Here is a 21,701-nt window from a genome sequence, read left to right on the forward strand (position 1 = left end):
GATGAGCACGTTGGATTATGTGTTGAATGGTTTGGGCACGGCGATGCAGTGGCATAATGTTATTTTTGTATTTTTGGGCGTATTGATTGGTACGGTAGTTGGCGTACTTCCTGGGATTGGTCCGATGAGTGGTGTTGCTCTCTTGATTCCGATCACGGCAACAATGACAGCTGGTTTAGGCCCAGAAGAGGCCGCTACGAGTTCCATTATTTTGCTGGCAGGCGTGTATTATGGGGCGATGTACGGAGGTTCGACGACGTCGATTCTATTAAACACACCAGGAGAATCGTCTTCAGTCGTCACAACACTCGATGGCTATCAAATGGCCAAACAGGGAAGAGCCGGAGCAGCGCTCGCGATTTCAGCAATCGGTTCCTTCGCTGCGGGCATTATTTCACTGATCGGTCTCATTTTCTTGGCTCGTCCTTTGTCGGCAGTCGCGATCAAGTTCGGACCTGCGGAATATTTCTCCTTGATGGTGCTCGGTTTGCTCGCAATCAGCGGACTGGCTGGGAAATCGATGGTGAAGGCGCTCATGATGACGGCATTTGGTCTGTTGTTAGCGACGATCGGTATCGATAACGTGTCAGGAGTGGAACGATTCACATTCGGCATTCCCGAGCTATATCAAGGCTTGGAATTCCTGACTGTGGCCGTGGGTACATTTGCTGTCGGCGAAGTATTCAAAACCATCCTTCAGCGCGAAGGAAACGATGGTGAGATTGCCAAGATCAGTCGCATTCTGCCGACAAAACAAGATATGAAAGACAGCGCGGCACCGATTGCTCGTGGTTCTGTGCTTGGCTTTTTCATCGGCTTACTTCCTGGCGCAGGCGCTATTCTTGCTTCTTTCTTCGCTTATATCGTGGAGAAGAAGATTAGTAAAAACCCAGAGAAATTCGGCAAGGGAGCCATTGAAGGGGTAGCTTCACCGGAGGCTGCGAATAACGCGGCATCGGGTGGCGCGATGATTCCGCTGTTGACATTGGGGATCCCATCCTCAGGAACGACGGCTATTCTGATGGGTGCTTTCATTATGTACAACGTCCAGCCAGGTCCATTGCTATTCCAAGATCACCCACAGCTGGCATGGGGCGTTATTGCAAGTATGTTCGTCGGCAATCTCATGCTGCTGATTCTTAATATGCCGCTGGTCAAAGTGTTTGCCAAAGTCATTGAAACACCTGCTAAATATTTAATTCCATTAATTATCGTCTTTTCCGTATTCGGCGTGTATGCCGTACAGTATTCGACCTTTGATTTAATGCTCATTATGGGCTGTGGTCTTGTGGGATACTTCTTGTCTAAGAACGATTATCCGCTAGCACCACTCGTACTTGGTCTTATTCTGGGGCCAATGATGGAAAACAACATGCGCAGAGCACTTACCATTTCAAATGGTGATTTCATGATCTTCCTGCAAAAACCGGTTTCGCTTGTATTTCTCATCATCGGTCTGATCTGGATTACCATTCCACTAATAATGAAGCTTAGAGGTAAAAATGTACTTGTGAATGAGGAAGGGTAACCAATATGAAAAATACGATGGCTGGCAAAAGTATTATTTTACGTCTGGAATTGTTAACTGAGCAAATCCATTTCGGTCAATTAATTACGTTAATTACCGAAAACGGCGGGGATGTAATCGCGATTGACGTTATTCAAACCGGTGCGAATTGGACGGTTCGAGACATTACCGTATCCGCTTCCGAACAGTCCCAGCTGGACAGTATTGTCGCTAGGATGAAGGATCTCGCTGGCGTTCGACTCGTTCACGTATCGGATCGCACATTCCTGCTTCATCTTGGCGGCAAAATTGAGATGAAGCCCAAATCACCGATCCAAAACAGGGATGATCTGTCCCGCGTGTACACGCCGGATGTCGCCAGGGTCTGTATGGCTATCCATGAAGATGAGACTAACGCCTATAAGCTGACGATCAAGCGAAATACGGTCGCCGTTGTGTCCGACGGCAGCGCCGTGCTCGGACTTGGAAACATCGGACCCTATGCGGCGATGCCTGTCATGGAAGGCAAGGCGATGTTGTTCAAGCAGTTTGCTGATGTGGATGCCTTTCCAATTTGTTTAAGCACGCAAAGTACCGAAGAAATTATCGCGACCATCAAGCATTTGGCACCAGGCTTCGGTGGAATTAATCTGGAGGATATCTCCTCCCCGCGATGCTTTGAGATTGAAGCGAGGCTGCGTGAGGAACTGGACATCCCTGTGTTTCACGATGATCAGCACGGTACGGCTGTTGTGTTGTATGCAGGACTCATCAATGCGTTGAAAGTAGTCGGCAAGCAGATTAGTGAAGCTAAAGTTGTCGTCTGCGGTATTGGCGCAGCGGGAATGGCTTGCTCCAACATTTTACTGGCTGCAGGCGTGAAAGAACTGATCGGGGTTGACCGAGAAGGTGCGTTGGTACGTACGAAAGAGTACGCCAACCCACATTGGACGGAATACGCGGAGCGGACGAACCCTAACCTGCGGACGGGCTCCCTGCATGACGTCATCGAAGGAGCAGACGTGTTCATCGGCCTCTCCGCAGGAGGCTTGCTGAAGCGGGGGGATGTTGAGCGGATGGCGGCTAAGCCTGTGGTGTTCGTGATGGCGAATCCAACGCCTGAAATTCATCCCGATGAAATCGAAGATATCGTAGGTGTCGTTGCAACGGGGCGTTCGGATTTCCCGAATCAGATTAACAATGTGCTGTGCTTCCCAGGTATATTCCGTGCAGCCTTGGACTGCCAAGCCTCTACAATCAATGAAGAAATGAAGCTGGCCGCTTCCGCTGCGATTGCGTCGGTTGTCACACAGCAGGAATTGAACAAGTTATATATCATTCCAAGTGTGTTTAATCAAGAAGTGGTTAGACGGATTCGTGAAGCCGTCATCCGTGCGGCTATTCAAACAGGGACAGCACGGCGGATACCGCGTGAGTTTCGACAGACTGAATGAGTTTTAGTTAAGACAGCCCAGATTTCGGGGCTGTCTTTATCTATTTGTGAACATTTGTTGACAATACCTACAGATTATCTAGGATAAGCTTCGGTTTTGGGTTGCAATGTGGATTTACTGTCGGAGAATATGAGAGGACAAGGGCTATCTTTGCTTTCGCTCTCTTCGATGATTCCGTATACGTTCGTGCCACCGTTTGTTTTGTATATGAAGGATCAGATTCCATGACAACGTTGTTACTGATATTTGCAGGTTTGGGCGTGATAAATATCGGTTTAGGCATTCGCTTATTCATGTCGATGGGCCAATATACACCAATACAGGAAATGAAGGAACCAGATTTACAACCCCTCCAGGGTAAAAAGGTGTTTCTCACGTGTTGTTTCCATCCGTCATTATGTTACTTGCTTCTGTTGTATTCAGCGTTGCTCCTACGTTTTTGCCCTTATATTTGGAGAGTCAGGGCATGCACTCGGCTCCGTTATATTTTTTGACGGAAACAGCAGTGCTGATTCTGATTAGGTTCTTTGGGCGAAAACATATTCCATCGTCTGACACGTATCCCAAATGGCTTGTTGTACCGCTCATTGTCTGTTTTACGCTGTCTCCTGCATTACTTGCGATATCGATATCTACGCCTGTGTTTGTTTGCAGTGGTCTTGCGCTTTCATTGCTGTATCCAACTTAAATGACCTATATCTCGTTCATTGTTCCTGCACAAGTTCGAGGATATTCGATCGGCTGGTTTATTGCTGCAGCGGATTTCGGAACTTCATCGGGCGCTTTTCTTATGGGCTGGTTAGCGGAATCATTTAGCTTTGAGATGATGTTAAGCATAGCAGCCGGATTGGGAGGCGTTACCATCATCCTTGCTTTGTCGCATCAGGGTAGGAAGAAGGTGGCGCATTGAGTCTACTCGTGGTTGATCGCATATCCAAAACCTATAGATCATCCGGCTTTTTCCGAACAAGCATGAAAGAGGGAGCAGGCATTCGCGATGTGTCGTTTACGATTGAACCAGCCATGTGTATGGGGATATTGGGTGAGAGTGGAACGGGTAAGAGTACGCTGGGCAAGATCATTCTAGGTATTCTACGGCCGGATAGCGGCAACGTGAAGATGTTAGGTACCGATCTGTATGGTGCTGATGTGAAAGCACGGAAGGGCTTACGCCGCGATATACAAGTTGTTTTTCAAGACTGTTACTCTGCGGTAAACCCTCGATTTTCAATTCAACAAATTATTGCTGAGCCATTACGAAACTATGAACGGTTATCGCCACAAGAAGAGATTCGAAAGGTATCCGAGCTGTTGGAGATTGTCGGTCTTCATGCGAACGATAGGCATAAGCAGCCGAAGCAAATGAGTGGAGGTCAACTTCAACGGGTGAATATTGCAAGAGCCATTGCGCTGGAGCCCAAGCTAATCGTACTGGACGAGCCTGTAAGTAGTTTGGATATGGTGGTTCAGAAGCAAATCCTGCTTCATCTTAAAGATTTAAAGGAGAAGAAGGGACTATCCTATTTGTTTATTTCGCATGACGTCTTGGCAGTAAGTTTATTAGCTGATCAAGTAGCTGTTCTTGACGGAGGCCAGCTTGTAGAGCAAGTGGCAACAGCCAACTTACTTTCATGTGCACATCCTGCTTCAAGAAGGCTAATAGATGCTTCATTTTGAAATGTTCGCTAACGTTAAATGATCGAATGTAAGAAGAGGCTGTCTCCAAGGTCAAGTTGGACCTTGGGGACAGCCTCGTTTTTCGTTAATGATCGATGAGTAAACCTGATTCAAACCCATTGTGGCTTCCGAAATCTGAATACATGGTGCATGACATTGTTCAAAAGGGAACGTAGATGCGCTATTTCCCCGATATCCGGTGCAATTGACTCCAAGCGGAACGTAGATACGCTATTCGCCTTATTTCATCTGATTTTGGCGTATTTGAGCTAAATAAGGTACTGTCGTTCCCCTTTGATGCCCATTTTGTACATTTATCCGTAAATAGCGTATCCTCGTTCCCTTTCACTAATTAAGTTCGGAAATCAAAGCTTCCAGCGATGCTTTAGAGGCAGTAACATCTGGATGTACAGCACGGACTTGTCGCAATACTTTATCGATGGCATTGTCAATCGTATTCCACTTCGTTTTATTTATTGGCTTCAGCCGGGCCGCAGCTTTATCCCAAGCGGTCTCCAAATCAGTCACGCGTGTCTTTGCGGCTGAAGGATTTCCTGCTTGAACAAGACTTAATGTATCTTCCGTAATTTTACGGAAATTCGAAATGTCATCTTGTGGGAATGCTTGCGTGACGGAGCTAGAGGAAGACCCCTGCGGTAAGGCATCTTGGAGACTATTATGCCGTAAATAATAGCCCGTACCTGCCGCGATCACTAGCATAGCTACTACCACGACAACTTGCCACAAAGCGTTGGATCGTTTGGGTTCCGTTGCTGTCTTGGCTGATATTGATATTGTTGGTATCAAATCTCGCTTCGTGACAGAAAGGTAAATGACCAATAGCAGAATCGCTGCAATGAATATTGCGCTTGTTACCGTTGCACCTAAGCCTAACCCGCCATTATCTTGTGTTTGGGAAAGGAAATCCCCGATTGAAGCACCCAATGGACGCGTCATGATATAAGCAATCCAGAAGGCTAGCACAGCGTCAAGCCCCATTCGCCACGCGACAGTCATGATGGCAATAACCGCACAAACGATGGCGCCTGTTACGACATAACCAAGTCCCAAACTTTCTGCCATGAGGTCTCCAGCTGCCGTCCCCAGTGCAAATGTGAACAAGATGGTTAACCAATAAAAGGCTTCCCTTCGCTTCGTAAATATGGAGTGGATCGAGAGTGTTTTCTCGTTGGCATACCATAAGACAAAGGTCAATACCAAGGCTACACTGAAAACGATCGTGCTTACCTCAAGAGGGATTCCCAAGTTGTCTGTCAAATTATCGGTAACAAGCGTACCAAAGATGCTGATCAAGAATACCGTCAACCAATAGATACTAGGTATATATTTCTTGGACTTAAACTGAACATACATGGCTGCAAGCAACAAGACGCCAGTTACAATGGAGGTACCCGTTAATCCGAAATTGAGATTTACGTTGAGGAAATCAGCAGCAGTTTCTCCGACTGTGGTACATAAAATTTTTATGATCCAAAAATAAATGGTGACCTCTGGGACTTTACTTAACATCCGCTTTATTTCATTCGATTGAATTGTTTTCATCTTCAATCCCCTTTTTCAAGATTTTTTAAACCCCTAGACTTGCTTAGTCTACTAGCTTCAGATGAGAAGAAAATGAGAAATCGTTTTATGGACGAGTAGTTATCCGATCTGATGTTCATAGCAAAATGAAAGCACCTCAAGTCATACACAATTTCTTCAGTTTTTAATCTTGCTTTAGTAAGCTTGCAACCAGGTGAAAATAACGATTGAAGGAGTTACTTATGAATTTAGCTCAATTAGACTACCAATGGTTTCAAACGTCTCTATGAATCCATTGAACTAAGGTATGGAAGCCTTAGTAACATAGACAAGCCAGGACAGAGAATGCTCAGTCCTGGCTTGTCTTATATGCCATATCTCTTACTAAATTCGAAAACTTAATAATTAGTCCGTAATAGTAAATTGAAATTTGTAGCCTCTTGTAAAAATCAGCTAGATCTTTCTACCAGTTTATAGTAAAACGAGTGGTATCTTCTTGTACAAGTTCATCACCTAACAGGACTTCCATCAACTCAAGATTGGTAACTGCCTTGATTCCATGTTTGATGCCTGCTGGAATCTGTAAAGCTTCGCCAGCCACGAGCCTATACAGTTTGTCCTCCATAAGGATTTCCGCGCTACCTGACAAAACCGTCACGATTTCTTGGCGTTTGAGATGCAGGTGATAGCTCGTAGAGGTTCCTTTGGTGAGACACACTTTCTTGATCATTGTTTCAATGCCATTATCATTTTTCCAATAATTCAGTACTTGATAGGAACCCCATCTTTTCTCTCCATACATCGGTAACTGAGGCACTTGGGAGAGTAAATCCTTGATTTGATTAGCTTTATCTTTATTAGCGATCAAAATTCCGTCAGAACTTGCAGCAACAATGATATCGGGAACGCTAATAATTTCAATGGGATAGGGAAGTTCGTTGACGAGATGGGAACTCACGGAATCTTCTGATATCCGTCCCGATCCGATAACTCTATTTTCAAAATGACTGCTAAGCGAGGTCCAACTTCCCAGATCAGTCCATTGCCCTTCATAGCCCATGACAACAACAGGCTGTGTGTGCTCAACGACTTCTCGATCAAAGCTTAGATTTGCATGGTTTTCGTAATTTGCTAACCAAGACGCAACTTTGACAGGATGTCCATTGTCTTTCAAATACCTCAACATGAATGCCAAGTTGAATGCAAATACACCGCAGTTCCACAAAGCGTGATGCTCAATTAATTGGCTGGCAGCAAGTATATTAGGTTTTTCAATGAACTGGCGCACGAAAGCATATTCGTCATTCTCCTTTGGTAGAACTGGAACAATATATCCGAATTGATCAGAGGGTTGATTTGGCTTCGTACCAAGGAGAGCAAGAGCTGCTTTAGAATGTGAAAGGACTACAGGAAAGGAGTGGAGTAGCCGAAAAAAATCGGTATCAACATAAGTATCTACTGGAAGAATACAAATGGTTTCATTCGGATCCACTTGCATGATCTCATGATGATAACAGACAGCTAAAGCGACTGCTGTAAATGTTCCTCTTTTATAAGGTTCTTCTATGATCGGAATGTGTTCACCAACATAGTTACGCGTAATTTCAACTTGACTTTGATGAGTGACAATACATGTGGATTGTAGTAGGCCCACCTCATCCAATTGTCTGCATATTCGCCCAATCATCGATTCGCTGGCACCATTTTCGGTTTTCAAAAGTTTAAGAAACACCTTGGAGCGAATCTCGTTGGATAAAGGCCATAGCCTTTTTCCCGAGCCCCCGCACAATAGTACTATACGCATGCCAATTTCTCCTTCCTTGGGGAACATCACCCTGCATTTTTAATTATTAGATTGCATTACTTTTTCAACCGCACGCTTCAGTAACTTTCCCGCTCGATCCCATGATAATTGAAACATATCTCTTCTGCCTTGGAGTCCTTTTGCTTTGCAAAGTCCGGGATTCTCATATGCTTTCCTCATGATCTTCTTCAAGCTGTGTAGGTCCGGTTCCGCCCATAGTTGTCCTTTTTGCGCAAAAAGATTTCTGAACTTTCTAGAAATGGCACGCGGACTGTTCATGCTGACGGATGGGCTCCTCAGCTTAAAAGGAATTAGAAACGAGTTGGAGGGTGTAAGGAAGTCCATTTGCCCGCCCCAACCTGTTGCGATAACCGGGACACCGCTCGCCAACGCTTCTAGAAAAGGTAGTCCGACACCCTCACCACGAGTGGGGAGAACGAAGGCATTACCGAGCGTATACAAACCCTTCAGCTGGCTTTCACTGAGTCGCCTGCCGATAATGACAACAGGGGCTGTATCTTTGCGGATACCAAGCCTTTTTTTATATGTCGATATCTGATGCTTAATCCATTGCTCATTCTCATAAGCTGCATATCCATTCGTTTTGATTACAAGAATAACGTTGTCCTTTGATGAAAATTCTTCCCAGTAAGCCCTCAGCAAGCCTTCTGGATTTTTACGATGCTGGAAGCCAAAGACAGACACGAATGTAAATTTTCCCGCCGCACGAGGCAAAGCCATCTTCTTATTGTTCGGATGAAACTCCATGGTGTTAACACCATGAGGAACATTAAAAATCGGTATTTTTACACCGCTATTCTTTAATGCCCTTTTATTATGTTGTGAAGGTACACAAACCGCATCAAATTTGTTCATATGGGGACGCCAGCTTTTGGGGATCCTACTTGTTTCCCAAACGGTATTCAAAATAATTCGACCATAAAGACTTCGCTCTTTCTTCCATTGAATATGACTAGGAATATGATGATAAATAAGTGCTTTTCGTCTTTTTACCGTTATGCCATGTCTTAAAGTACCAACTCCAACAGTAACACCCTGGCGCTTTAGTGATCGGACATACGCTCTGCTTGCACGACCAAGACCGCTTCTTTTGTGTACAGGACCTTTCCAGACAACATAATAGGGCTTCATATTGACATCAGCTTGTTGGATTTCAGATAGCCTTTACGATTGTGAACCGTATTTTCATGAACGAATCTACACCGCTTTTTTGAACAAATCACCAGAATTCGTTGGACTAACACTTCAATTTGGTTTGTCACTCGCTCATCTCCATATAATCAATGTATTTATTATGATATGTCGAGAGAAAGAAATGGTATGGAGTAATTAGTATTAATTTGTACTCATAATTTAAGTGGATTGGAGAAGGGAATTGATAGAATACATCGTTACTCAAGACTTTTGAATGAATGCTCAGTTCTACTGTTAATCTTCCAGGGTTCAATCGGTAACGAAGAGTCATAAGTGGTGATACAATACGATAATCAAGTCATGTTACATATAACCTTTTCAGAGCGGACATACTACTTTTCGACGGTGAAAACAGCGAGGTGTCGTGTCCCAGAACATTCAAAGATAAAACACCAGGGAAGTTGTTTTTGAATCCATATTGAAGCGAGGCGATGTGCCGTGAGCTCATTAATGTAGTCTTGTACTGCAATAGTGTGATGAGGTAGAGACCGAGCAAAGTAAGGTTCAAGGCAAAAGTACCATCAATTTATTCACCGTCGAAAAGGACTCCGAAAGGAGTTCTTTTCTTGTTTTAATTTTTAAATACCAACTGAAATAAGGAGTTGAACAGCACGCGGCTCCATGTGCTAATTTATCATTATTCCATAGGGACGGGTAGATATTAATAAGACTATGATTAATTTAGAAATATTTTTATAAAGCCAAGTACCAGACGCAATTGGTATCATCGTATTTATCGTATTGCTAGGAATAAGTTGGCTGCTAAAAGGCAGGCGAAGATGTATCTCAAATCGGGCGTGAGTTTGGTAGATATCCATAGGCTGGACACTTTGAAAAGTGATCAGCCTATGGATACTTTTTTTAAATGGGTTAACTTGCTTTCATGCACGCATCCTGCTTCAAAAAGGTTCATCTATGCATTGCGCAAACGAAGATACTCTTCATAGTTTTTGATGATAGGCAATGAATCTGGCACACCGCTAGCAGCATATTTCATGGCGTGCGAAGTATTAAAAAGGACTACGGAATCGGAGGGACTTAGCCAGCCGCTATCACAAAGGGTCAATAAGCCTGCCCAAGTCGCTGAGCCTTCAGGCGATGAGGAAATACCCTGCGCGCCTAAGGTTTGACCGGCTTCAGCAATTTGTTGCTTGGATACAGCGATCGCTGTGCCGCCGCTTTGTTCCACAATGGACAGAATGAGGTCTAGATCCGGAGGATTCGGTACGCGCATTCCCGTTGGACTGGAGGTGATTCCAGCTTGAACAGACGGAAGCGCATTTCGATCAGCACCGTTTCTCCGCGATCGGAGACCCTCGACAATCGGTTGGCAGCCTTCCTCTTGCACACAAACGAATTTAGGCATGTCACATTGAATCCAACCCAGCGCTTTGAGCTCTAAGTAGGCTTTCCACATGCCAATAATGCCTGAGCCGCCACCGGTTGGATAAATGATGACGTCAGGAAATGTCCAGCCTAGTTGCTCGGCAAGCTCGATCCCCATCGTTTTCTTCCCCTCGACACGGCCTGGCTCCTTCAATGTGCCGACATTCACCCATCCCTGATCCTTTTTACCTGCTTCGATGATCGCAGCAGCATCATGAATGAATCCATCTACAAGGCATGTTGAAGCACCATAAAGGGGACATTCCTCTACAATTAATGAAGGACAGTCTAACGGAATAAAAACGAAGGATGCGATCCCTGCCCGACTTGCGTAAGCTGCCAAGGCACTTGCAGCATTGCCATTAGATGGAACGGCAGCTTTAGTCACCTTAGACTCCTTCAGTAAGGAAACTGCTACAGAAAATCCCCTCGATTTGAAGCTGCCAGTCGGATTCTGTTCTTCTCTTTTGATCCAAAGCTCACTTAGCTGTAGCTTCTGCTCCCAGTTAGACATACGCAACAATGGCGTCCACCCCTCGCCTAAGGAAACTACGCAATCTGGATCGCTGACGGGAAGCAGTTCCTTATATCTCCACATCGAACTGCTTCGATGCCAGAGAGCCTCTTTGGTCATTGTTTTGGCAACAGATTCTAAGTCATAGTGGACCAATAAGGTACCACCGCATACACATTTCATGTCTTGATATCGGAAAGGAATTTGCATGGAACATCGTGAGCAATAAAGCCCCATTCGAGTCATGATCTGAGCCTCCTCTGCCTGTGCAGTAGGGTAAGAGTTAAATTTTCCTACTCATATGAATGGCTTTGATCTTACGGAAAGTTGACTTATCTTTAAGTTTGAGGAATAGTTCAAGCATAGGAGCGAGGTTGACTTCAATGATCCAAACGCGTCCTTTCGTATCGAGAGCCATATCGAAGCCGAACGTATTTACCCATCGATAGGAAGGACCTAGTTTAGCTGCACCATGTAAGGCAACTTGATCTAACTTTCTAAGCAGTTCAGTAGTTTTCAGAGTAGGAAGATTGGATAGCTCGATCGCTTTATTGACCGTAATAACGTAGCCATGACTTTTGGCGGTATTCGTTACAATGAAGCCTTTCCCAGCCACTTTCGCCAATTTGCCAGTCACCTGCCAATGTGAATTCGGACGCCGCTGTACCATCACTCGAAGGTCAAAAGGTTTGCCATTCACGGTAGCGAGGGCGATTCGTTTCTGTACAATATGACTCCTGCTAAGCTTCTTGCTGATGAATTGGTTCGTTTGAAGTTTGGTTAATTTACTTTTTCTAGCGCCATCATGAATCTCATAAGTCGCCATCCCGATGTGTTTAATTCGTATGACCCCATGTCCTCCAGAACTACTTGTGGGTTTAATAATGACTTCGCCATACTTGGCGATCATAAGCCAGAAGCTGCTGGCAGTTAACCATCTGGTTTCAGGTAAATGAGGTCGAGTGGAAGCAGACTGACTGAGCAGTTTGTGTTTGCTCCATTTACTTGTCTTAGAAGTTGTGGGTATTTTCTTTTTATTAACATGGTTAATCTTCCAATTTCGATGGAGTGAGTGCATGTGGAATTGCTCCTCTACGTTCATAATGGACAGTCTTCATAGTTTATGATGACCAAGTATCGAACGAGGCAGCTAGTTGCCTATTTCACTGGAAAATGAGTAATAATTAACGCATTGTTCTAAGATGGGTTATTTTGCATGGAATACGTTCAGAATACAAGGGGAAGGAGCGGTTCATTTGGGGTTTTTAACAAATTGGTTAGAGCAATATGGCTATTGGGTGCTCTTTTTTGCCCTTTTACTTGAAATGCTGGCTTTGCCGTTTCCCGGTCAAGTCTTGATGAGTTATGCAGGCCTACTTATCTTTCAAGGGAAATTAGATTGGATCGTTGCCATATTGACAGCTGGTGCTGGTGTATCCACCGGGGTGACGCTATCCTACTGGATTGGGTTTCATTTAGGCACACCATTTTTCAATAAATACGGCGCTCGCTTTCATGTTGGACCCGATAGGCTTTCCCAAATATCTAATTGGTTTCAAAAGTATGGCAATAAATTGTTGCTTGTAGCTTGCTTTATTCCTGGCGTTCGGCATTTCACTGGATACTTTGCTGGGGTCACGCGGATCCCTTTCCGGACTTATGCTTGCTATACCTATACTGGAGCTTTCATCTGGGTGACGGTATTTATATCGCTCGGCAAGGTATTAGGTCCACAGTGGGAGCAGTACCACCATACACTTAATAGATACCTGATTTATGTAGGGATTACCGCGGCTCTCATATTTCTGCTCGTATACGTCTATCGGAGAAATAAGATTCGGTTTATTGAACTGCTGACAAGCAGCCTTCAGAAGGGGATATCTCATTTTCATTCGATGGGCAAAGTAAAGTTTATTGTCATGGCTGCTTTTACAGTGTTTGCTGCTTGCTTATCGCTCATGATTGGCATGATTCAGGAGTACTTAGAGAATGAATTCAGGCTTTTTGATGAAGTCGTTAGCTTTATCATTCATGAGGCGTTTGACCCGAGCTGGGGGATCTGGATGAATCGATTTGCGCTTCTGGGATCTTACTATGTGTTCACGCCATTGATTGGACTAACCATAATTTTGATTGTATGGAAGGGCAAGGATCGCATGCTTGAATTGATGTGTTTTGCCTTCGTTATTTTGGGAGGAGAAGCGCTGGATGAGGGGTTGCGTATGTTATTTCAGCATGTTGGACCTTCCACAGGTAGTCATGAATTTCCCTATACATTTCCTAGTGAGCAAACCTTAATTTCCTTGACGGTATGCGGCTTCGCAGCTTACTTGCTAGTCAGACATAAAGGGAATCTAAGCATTCGCCTAACAGTGACCTTGGTAGTAATTACGCTATGTTTACTAGTCGGGATCAGTCGTATCTTCTTTTATGTCCAGTATCCAAGTGATGTTGTCGCGGGTTATGTATTTGGGGGTATATGGCTTAGCTTGAACGTGATCCTTCTGGAGACTCTTCGTATGCTGCGCAGAAATATAATTAGAGAATTTAACCATAGTAATCTATGAAACTCGCCCTCACATCTATGAATCTAAAGAATAAGATATATTAACTCATTTGAAAGGAGTTGATATATGATGCTTTTTGTTAACCAGTTTTATGGCATAGTTTATAGAAATGCTAATGGAACAACCACCGTTTTTAATGCGCGCGTCGTGGCAAGAGGGTTACACAGAATAAGAATTAAATTCATGAATGAAAGAGGTTTTATCGTGTTTAGATTTCTTTTCCTTCGTCAAATTCTTAGATTTGTCTTAATTTAATAGCATTACAAAAAACTCCAATGCCATGTTTACATGGATTGGAGTTTTTGGGTTTACTTACGTCGCAGATGTAAGAACCGACCGTTTGCTCGCGCGTAATGCAGAGCTTTGAAGAACATCCTTTTATCCTGTAGTTGGTTGAAAATAAAGGGATCCGGTGATGTATTCACTTCTAGTACCCATGGTTTCAATTTTTTATCGATGCCAATGTCGATACCAATCTCTTTGAATCTCGGATAACTCGTCTGATAATGCTTAGCAATTCGATATCCTAAATTTCGCAGGCTATGGATATAATCCTTTTTCTTCTGTCCATTTACATAGGAACTAAGCAGCAATTCTAAGGGTAACGGTTTCCCGCTATTATGAAAGTTCGTCACTATTTTTTTGGGATGCGCGACTCGACCGATATAACCAGTAGTCTCCCAAGTTTTCATCTGGTTTTTTTGCACCATAATACGTATATCGAATATTCGCTTGTGATGGGTTAGAAGGTGAATGCCTTGTTGAATGAGGTAAGATCGTTTTAACTTGGCTTTGTTCAGAGCAGCGAATAAGCTTTGAAACGTTCCAAATGATTTAGCAACTTTACCGGCTTTTAAGTGGTATTTATCACTTTTCACCACTCGAATAATGCCATTCCCAGCCGTACCATGGTCGGGCTTCACATAAACCATCTTATGTTTGATTAACATCTGAAGCAAGTTGGTTTGACTGTAGATCCTTGTTTCCGGAACAAATTTGCGAAGTTCTTTATGGCGTAATAGAACTTTCGTTTTTACCCATTTACTTCCTACTGTTCTTGCACGATTCATTGTCAACACAGCACCTTTACTTGGGAATTGGCTTGGATCATACCCATTATCATATTCAAATAAGGTGGAGCGACTTGGAGTGGAGTCTAGTAGGAAATTAAATTTTTGAAACAATTCTATTGTGGGGTTCACATATGATTCTCATTTTTTTCTCATCTTCATCACGTAATGTTGATAACTAATGATGCCTTTGTTCTTACGGGCACTGAAATTTTATGAAAAAGGGAGCGGCACAGAAAATGAGGACACTATGGACAAAAGATAAAAAGTGGGTTTTGTTAAGTTGCGCAATTACGCTTGTCTTCGTTATTTATGGCGCATGGAATATGTATCATTTAACTTCTTCACAATGGCACGATCGTGCATTCAAGGGTCTATATAAAAATTATGGATCTCAAGCAAGGATCCTTTTGTTCGCTGTATTGGCTTATTACATTTTGAAGACATTGCTCCAAAAACGATGGATGAGTCAAGGCTCACTCTTAAAAAAAGGTGCGATTTTCCTTACTGGAATCATGAGAAAATGGCATTCGCCGCTCGCTATTCTTGCAATTGGACTTATCGCACTTCATATTATTGGAGCTTTTCTGTATGAGTTCAAGATAGATTTTGCCCATATTAGCGGTCTTGCAGCTGGAGTTGTTTTACTGCCTGTACCTATCGCGGGGGTGTTTCGTTACCGAGGACTTGATCGGAAATGGCATATGCGGTTTGGGCTTATCTTTGCTATTTTATTTTTGATTCATGCATTTCTTTGAATAGATAGCAAACCTCAGGGGGGAGCAGGTTACGGAAAAGGCCTTCATCTTAGAGCATATTCTTATCATTCCCGGAAAGTTTAGAGATTATGAAGCGAAGAATCTACTATGATGTATGGCAAAGAGACCTCCCTCACTAATGAAGTGAAGGAGGTCTTGTTATTTGGGTTAACGTTATTTAATTACGCGGCGAGCCGTTTTGTAATGCGTGCTCCACCAACCGGAATTCATATCCGTAATCGTTACACCTGGGCTGCCGTACGTATGCATAACCTTGCCATTCCCGATATAAATACCGACGTGATGAATAGGGGAATAGAAGAAGACTAGATCTCCTGGTTGTAGTTGATTTCTCGGTACATAAGTACCTACTTGTGACTGCTCTTTAGAAGAACGTGGCAATGTAATCCCATACTGACCATAGACATATTGCGTAAAGGAGGAACAATCAAATGTGCGTGTAGTTCCTTTCTGAGAGCCGAACTTATAAGGAACTCCAAGGTATCTTTTACCCAAGCTAATGATACTGCCAGCCTTGGTAGAGGCCGAAGTTGATGCCGTAGATACCGTATTAGATGTAGCTGCGTGAGCCGCATGTGGAGCAGCCATGACAGTCATAGAAGCAAATAAGGAAACACTAAGTGTCATTCCTAATAGCGACTTTCTCAGGCGATTCGTTTTCATAGTATTCATGATTGGATATCCTCCTTAAGGATCGTGTATTAGGCTTTCACTTGGCCTGGGATAACCTTAACACACTTATAACCTCCTAAGGATTACTAACTAGCGCTGTAATAGAGGGCTCATAAGGCTAGAGAATGGTTTATTAGAAAACGATGAGAGTTTCCTGCGCATAAAATCATTGACATTACAAAGAAGGCCCACAAACGCTAGTTCATGTATCCCGTTTATGATAACATTCTAATCTAACTTCGTAGGTAGCTACCGTGATGGCTGAGATCGCAGGGTCATATACTGTACCATAGTTCATATCTGAATGGTGGTGCACCTATGCTTGATACGGTTGGTATCTTAGTAGATCGGCAAACATTTAAAGGAATCCCTAGCAGAAGAACCGGGAACGAGCGGCTTGCTCTCTATAATAAAGCGGCAAAGCAGCTTGGTCTGAAGCTCTTTTATATGTCACTTGATCAAATGGGGAGAAAATCAGCATCAGGTTTTACGTATCGCAAAAAGACATACAAGCGCGAACGCCTTCCTATTCCTGCGGTGACACATAACCGCGTCATTACCTTTTCTTCCAAGGAGAACGGAAAGCTCAAACAATTGTCGCAAACTAGCTTCTTATTCAATCGACAAAATCGATATGACAAGTATAAGATTTATAAGTTGATCTATCAGAACCCTAAGCTGCGAGCCTATTTGCCAGTATCCCTGGTATTTACAGAAGCTCAGTTACAATCGGCAATGAAGAATTATTCCTCTCTATATATCAAGCCAACGAATAGTAGTGTAGGTGATGGGATTATGAAACTTAAAAAGCATAAGAGCGGGAAATGGCTGTTTTACTGGAAAAAAGGGTCACCCAAGTTGCTATCTAGTAAAAAAGCTGTCTCTACGATCACGAGGTATGTGGGGAAGATGAGATATATGATTCAAGAAGCCATTCCGGTAGCAACCTACGAGGGAAGACCCTATGATTTGCGCGTAACTGTACAGCGCGGCAGCACGGGTAGCTGGCAACTTATCGGAATGATTGGCAGGATTGCTGCGGCAGGACGACACGTTACGAATGTAGCCAAAGGTGGAAAGGTAAAAAAGGTCAAGGAGTTGTTCCAAGCGAGCGGATTCGAGCCGGAACAGATGGAGGCTGCTGTCCGCGAAGCTTCGTTACAGATTATGTGGTATTTGAGTGAGAAATTGACTCATTTGGCGGACGTCGGTCTAGATATCGGCGTAGATCGGCAAGGTGCTATTAAATTAATAGAGATCAACGGGCGAGATCAGCGCTATTCCTTCAAAAAGGCAAAGATGAAATCAACCTTTTATCGGACCTATGAAACGCCAATGAAATATGCGAAGTATGTATTGAATCAAAATAATCAAAAACCCTCTAACTCGTAACGTTAGAGGGTTTCTTCATGGGGAGGGAGATGATAACTTCAGTTCCGCAATTCTTATCGCTGTTCAATTGGATAGTCCCACCATGCAAGGTGACGATCGATTTGGCTATCGCTAGGCCTAAGCCAGATCCACCTGTTTGCCGGCTCCTAGATCGGTCCACGCGATAAAATCGGTCGAAAATGAAAGGCAAAACTTCGGAAGGAATACCGATGCCATCATCGACAATTCGGATACAGACATGTGATTCCTGATGTTCGAGGTATATGTCTATATGTTGATTCGCATATTTCAAAGCATTATCCAAGGTAATTAGCAGTACTTGTTTGATCTGTAAACGATCCGCTTCTATGAATAGACTTTGATCAGCCGGGAAAAGCAGGATCTTCTTACTTGAGAGTGGCTGCAGAAGCTGAGTAGTCTCTGTACAAAGTGAGATGAGGTCAAAGTTACAATAGATGAGCTTCGATTCATGTTCCAATTCGGCTAATTCGAGCAGTTGATACGTAACATGCTTCATTCGGTTACTCTCTGCATGAACAGCCTCAAGAGCTTCTTGATGAAGCTCCATATTTTCAAAGCCCCATCTTCGAATAAGGGAGGTATAGCCTTCAATAATCGTAAGCGAGGTCTTAAATTCATGAGAGGCATCGGAAGTAAACTGCCGCTGTTTCCGCATGCTACTCTCAATTCGTTCCATCATATGATTAAACGTCTCTGACAGTTGGTAAAGCTCATCATTTGACTTGGGATTTAAGGGCAATTTCCTAAACTCCAGACTCGTTTCAATCTCTTTCATAATTTTTATCACGCGAGAGAGGGGTAAGAACAGCAGTCTAGATAATAAGAAGCTTCCTGAAAGTGATAGAAGGATCGCGCCTAATGCAACATAACCAATGATTAGAATTAAGCGATATAAGCTTTGTTCTAACTCAGTTGGCGTTGAAATGATCTCCAAGGTTCCGATAATCTCTGTCCCATTGCGAATAGGTTCTCGAACAATCATGACTTTTTCTCGGTGATAAGTTGCTAAATAAGCCTCTTGGATATCCGCGTGTTGAGGAGGTATAGCGAATAATTCAAAACGGTTTGAAGCTTGGTTTTTTATCACAGATGTCTTGTCAATGGCGCGAATCATCGTGTGATTCGGGAGATAGGAATTCAGAAGCAGGTTATTCTCCTCGAATAGCAAGTCTATAGATGATATGTTTTTGAAGATTTCATTTGCGGAATGTTGTAATCTTTCCGTTTCTTCCTCTTTTTCGAACTGTGCGTACAAATAGTAAATAACAAAAGTGAGGGGTAACAAGATACCGATTAACCAAACGAAAGACAGCAGAGCGGCTTTTGTTTTTATTTTCATAGGTTACATATCCAAAATATAACCAACGCCGCGAATGGTTCGGATCGCAGGGAAGGAGGCATCCAGCTTTTTGCGGACATAGCGGATATAGACATCCACCAGATTGGAATTCCCGAGAAAAGCATATCCCCATACATCTTTCATGATTTGCTCTCTACTGAGAATTTCATTGGGATGCTCGATCAAATAAATAAGAAGCTGGAACTCTTTGGGGGTCAAATCGATCTTAACTCCGTTCACTAAAACTTCCCGTGTCCGAAGATTCACAAGGGTTCCTCGAAGCGAATACATATATGTTTCATTGTTCTTGTTTTCTTTATAAGGATCACGCGGCCGTTTATGATGGCGTATGCAAGCACGAATACGTGCTAATAGCTCCTCCATATGGAAAGGTTTAGTCACGTAGTCCTGCCCGCCAAGATCAAGGCCATTCACAATATCGGCAGGCGTACCGCAAGCAGTTAGTATAATGATAGGTGTTTCTGTATTCACTTTACGGAAGGAAGTAATGAATTCAAATCCATTCATGCCAGGTAACATAATATCAAGAAGAATAAGACTCCAATCGTCATGCAATGATTTCTTTAACCCATCAGAACCCTCATTGGCAATCTCAACTGAATATCCGGCATGTAGGAGTTCTAACTGTAGAAGCCTTGCTATTCGCTCTTCATCTTCGATGACGAGTATTTTGCATGTCATGGGATACCACTCTTTTCTACCTATCGCTATAAACGCATTGACCATGCATTTTATGCTTCGGAAAGGTGGTAGGTTCGTTTTCTTTTTCTCATAAGATTCTCATGATTCATCTTTATAGTAAGGGCAGTAGAACGGCGTGTGAGTATGAAAAGGGAGGCTTGTTGTCATGGCAAAACCTATTCTTCAAATCATAAATTTGACGAAGCGAATCGGGAATAAAACAATCATCGATAAATTAAATATTAATGTGCCTAGAGGCGAAATATTTGGGTTTCTGGGGCCAAATGGGGCTGGAAAGACAACGACCATTCGGATGATGGTTGGCCTAATGAGTATCACGGATGGGGATATTCTCATTGATGGGGATAGCATTACAAGGAATTTTAATAACGCGATCCTCAAAGTAGGGGCGATCGTTGAAAATCCTGAAATGTACAAGTATTTAAGCGGGTATAAGAATTTGATCCATTTTGCCCGAATGGTGCCCGGTGTGACCAAGGAACGAATCGAAGAAGTCATTCGATTGGTTGGCTTAGAGAATCGCATCCAAGATAAAGTTAGAACCTATTCGTTAGGTATGAGACAACGGTTAGGTGTCGCACAAGCGCTTTTACATAAGCCATCCCTGCTCATTCTAGACGAACCAACCAATGGCCTGGATCCCGCGGGGATTAGAGAGTTAAGGGATTACTTGTACACCTTAACACGTGAAGAAGGAATTTCCGTTCTTGTGTCTAGCCACTTACTTTCCGAAATGGAGCTTATGTGCGATCGTGTAGCGATTATCCAAAATGGCAAATTAGTTGAGGTGCAGTCTATTAAGGATTTAATGCATGAGGGGCTCCTCAGCTCGGTAACTTTCGAAGTAGACAACTTAGATGCAGCTGTACAATCACTTACTGATTTCCCAGAGGCACAGGCCAAGAAAGCGGAGGACGGATTAGTCTGCTGGCTAGAAAGAGAGCAAATTGCCTTGGTGGCTGAACGTTTAATGAGAGCTGGCATCAAGCTCTATGGGATTAAGAAGAACTCTCCTACGTTGGAAGATAAATTTTTGAAAATGACAGGCGGTGAGTCCATTGGTTAATCTGCTCTTAAATGAAAATATGAAGATATACCAACGATTGCGTACGTGGTTATTAATCATTGGTCTCGTACTCACGACGGTTTGCTTCTTGATTGCCCAACAATACAGTGTAAAGCCTACCCAAGTGGCTGATGCGAACTGGAAGGTCAATATGCAGCAACAGATTCAAAACGATACCGTGCAATTAACTAATATGAACAGAGGACCTGAATGGAAAACACGTGTTACTTCGCGTATTAATGTGAATCAGTATCATATTGATCATAATATTCCACCTACGGAAGAAACCCTTTGGGGGAACATGCTCAATGCTTCAAGTCTTATGATTGTGGTCACCTTGATGACAGTTATTATTGCAGCCGATAGTGTAGCAGGAGAATTCACCGATGGTACGATCAAACTTCTACTTATACGGCCCTCATCTCGCTCCAAAATTCTTCTGTCCAAATATATATCTGCATTTACTTTCTCGATTTTGTTATTTGTTATTTTGTTCGCTACAGCTTTCTTAGTATCAGGCCTCTTGCATGGATTTAAGGACATAAGTGCTCCGTATGTCTACGCATCAAGCGATACGATTGCTCATGAAACCAGCATTGTGAAACATGCCATCAGCACCTATTTATATCAATGTATTCAAATGGTGTTGGTTGTCACGTTGGCCTTTATGATTTCTACGATTTCACGCAGCAGTTCGATCGCCATCGCGCTTTCTATCGGTATTATGTTTGCTGGGACTAGCATCGTTGGATTCTTGAGCCAATATAACTGGGCGAAATATTACTTATTTGAAAATACGGATCTAACACAGTATTTGAACGGTGCTCCCAATATTGCAGGAATGACACTCGCTTTCTCAGTCAAAGTTATTATCGGCTACTTTATCATTTTCAATGTTTGCTCATGGCTTGTATTTAGGAAAAAAGACGTTACTGCATAATGGTATAAGAATTTAGCAAGGGGTGGCTTATTT

The 21,701-nt window shown here is 43.2% G+C and carries 19 protein-coding genes; 10 read left to right on the top strand and 9 right to left on the bottom strand.

The genetic code is table 11. From position 1 onward, the window contains the following. Position 1: 1 nt before the first annotated feature. From GC096_RS01595 to GC096_RS01615, 5 genes are all read left to right on the top strand, one after another. On the top strand, positions 2-1,528 hold the full coding sequence (locus GC096_RS01595; protein ID WP_171628561.1) for a tripartite tricarboxylate transporter permease: 1,527 nt from the start codon (positions 2-4) through the stop codon (positions 1,526-1,528). Between the two features lie 5 nt (positions 1,529-1,533). Continuing rightward, complete coding sequence (locus tag GC096_RS01600) at positions 1,534-2,961, top strand: NAD-dependent malic enzyme (RefSeq protein ID WP_171628562.1); 1,428 nt, start codon at positions 1,534-1,536, stop codon at positions 2,959-2,961. A 376-nt stretch (positions 2,962-3,337) separates the two neighbouring features. Next, positions 3,338-3,649 (top strand): MFS transporter, encoded by a 312-nt coding sequence (locus GC096_RS01605; RefSeq protein WP_171628563.1) that lies wholly within the window; start codon positions 3,338-3,340, stop codon positions 3,647-3,649. After that, a complete protein-coding gene (locus GC096_RS01610; RefSeq protein WP_171628564.1) occupies positions 3,650-3,871 on the top strand; it encodes a hypothetical protein in 222 nt (73 codons plus the stop codon). After that, positions 3,868-4,638, top strand: coding sequence for an ATP-binding cassette domain-containing protein (locus GC096_RS01615; protein WP_246302516.1), 771 nt, complete (start codon positions 3,868-3,870; stop codon positions 4,636-4,638). Before GC096_RS01610 ends, GC096_RS01615 begins: the two co-directional genes overlap by 4 nt. Positions 4,639-4,986: 348 nt before the next feature. Here the strand turns inward: GC096_RS01615 and GC096_RS01620 are convergent, their stop codons facing one another. The 5 genes from GC096_RS01620 to GC096_RS01640 form a co-directional block, all read right to left on the bottom strand. Then, the gene (locus GC096_RS01620) at positions 4,987-6,201 is read right to left on the bottom strand and encodes a COG4705 family protein (RefSeq protein ID WP_171628565.1); all 1,215 of its coding nucleotides are present in this window, start codon (positions 6,199-6,201) and stop codon (positions 4,987-4,989) included. A gap of 442 nt (positions 6,202-6,643) precedes the next feature. After that, a complete protein-coding gene (locus GC096_RS01625; RefSeq protein WP_171628566.1) occupies positions 6,644-7,984 on the bottom strand; it encodes a sugar phosphate nucleotidyltransferase in 1,341 nt (446 codons plus the stop codon). A 39-nt stretch (positions 7,985-8,023) separates the two neighbouring features. After that, on the bottom strand, positions 8,024-9,136 hold the full coding sequence (locus GC096_RS01630; RefSeq protein WP_171628567.1) for a glycosyltransferase: 1,113 nt from the start codon (positions 9,134-9,136) through the stop codon (positions 8,024-8,026). Positions 9,137-10,112: 976 nt separating this feature from the next. Beyond that, complete coding sequence (locus GC096_RS01635) at positions 10,113-11,345, bottom strand: threonine synthase (protein WP_171628568.1); 1,233 nt, start codon at positions 11,343-11,345, stop codon at positions 10,113-10,115. A 37-nt stretch (positions 11,346-11,382) separates the two neighbouring features. Next, positions 11,383-12,177, bottom strand: a complete 795-nt coding sequence (locus GC096_RS01640; RefSeq protein ID WP_171628569.1) for a YheC/YheD family protein — start codon at positions 12,175-12,177, stop codon at positions 11,383-11,385. Between the two features lie 178 nt (positions 12,178-12,355). Between GC096_RS01640 and GC096_RS01645 the strand changes: the two genes are divergently transcribed. Next, positions 12,356-13,666 (top strand): bifunctional DedA family/phosphatase PAP2 family protein, encoded by a 1,311-nt coding sequence (locus GC096_RS01645; RefSeq protein ID WP_171628570.1) that lies wholly within the window; start codon positions 12,356-12,358, stop codon positions 13,664-13,666. 308 nt (positions 13,667-13,974) lie between these two features. Here GC096_RS01645 and GC096_RS01650 read toward each other — a convergent pair whose 3' ends face one another. Next, a complete protein-coding gene (locus GC096_RS01650) occupies positions 13,975-14,736 on the bottom strand; it encodes a YheC/YheD family protein (RefSeq protein WP_171628571.1) in 762 nt (253 codons plus the stop codon). A 239-nt stretch (positions 14,737-14,975) separates the two neighbouring features. On the opposite strand from GC096_RS01650, the gene GC096_RS01655 reads away from it, so the two are divergent. After that, on the top strand, positions 14,976-15,494 hold the full coding sequence (locus GC096_RS01655; RefSeq protein WP_171628572.1) for a hypothetical protein: 519 nt from the start codon (positions 14,976-14,978) through the stop codon (positions 15,492-15,494). 174 nt (positions 15,495-15,668) lie between these two features. Here GC096_RS01655 and GC096_RS01660 read toward each other — a convergent pair whose 3' ends face one another. Continuing rightward, positions 15,669-16,187: a C40 family peptidase gene (locus GC096_RS01660; RefSeq protein ID WP_246302517.1), complete on the bottom strand. Its 519-nt coding sequence runs from the start codon at positions 16,185-16,187 to the stop codon at positions 15,669-15,671. Between the two features lie 318 nt (positions 16,188-16,505). On the opposite strand from GC096_RS01660, the gene GC096_RS01665 reads away from it, so the two are divergent. Further along, positions 16,506-17,579 (top strand): YheC/YheD family protein, encoded by a 1,074-nt coding sequence (locus tag GC096_RS01665; RefSeq protein WP_171628573.1) that lies wholly within the window; start codon positions 16,506-16,508, stop codon positions 17,577-17,579. Here the strand turns inward: GC096_RS01665 and GC096_RS01670 are convergent. Together GC096_RS01670 and GC096_RS01675 are read right to left on the bottom strand one after the other, a co-directional pair. Continuing rightward, positions 17,569-18,939, bottom strand: coding sequence for a sensor histidine kinase (locus GC096_RS01670; RefSeq protein WP_171628574.1), 1,371 nt, complete (start codon positions 18,937-18,939; stop codon positions 17,569-17,571). The genes GC096_RS01665 and GC096_RS01670 overlap by 11 nt on opposite strands. A gap of 3 nt (positions 18,940-18,942) precedes the next feature. Further along, on the bottom strand, positions 18,943-19,641 hold the full coding sequence (locus GC096_RS01675) for a response regulator transcription factor (RefSeq protein ID WP_171628575.1): 699 nt from the start codon (positions 19,639-19,641) through the stop codon (positions 18,943-18,945). A 166-nt stretch (positions 19,642-19,807) separates the two neighbouring features. Between GC096_RS01675 and GC096_RS01680 the strand changes: the two genes are divergently transcribed. Together GC096_RS01680 and GC096_RS01685 are read left to right on the top strand one after the other, a co-directional pair. Further along, the gene (locus tag GC096_RS01680) at positions 19,808-20,728 is read left to right on the top strand and encodes an ABC transporter ATP-binding protein (protein ID WP_171628576.1); all 921 of its coding nucleotides are present in this window, start codon (positions 19,808-19,810) and stop codon (positions 20,726-20,728) included. Then, positions 20,721-21,668, top strand: coding sequence for an ABC transporter permease (locus tag GC096_RS01685; protein ID WP_171628577.1), 948 nt, complete (start codon positions 20,721-20,723; stop codon positions 21,666-21,668). The genes GC096_RS01680 and GC096_RS01685 overlap by 8 nt, the downstream gene beginning before the upstream one ends. The last annotated feature ends 33 nt before the right edge of the window (positions 21,669-21,701 follow it).

Origin of the sequence: Paenibacillus plantarum (genome assembly GCF_013141695.1) — a bacterium.
GTDB classification, from domain to species: Bacteria; Bacillota; Bacilli; order Paenibacillales; family NBRC-103111; genus Paenibacillus_E; species Paenibacillus_E plantarum.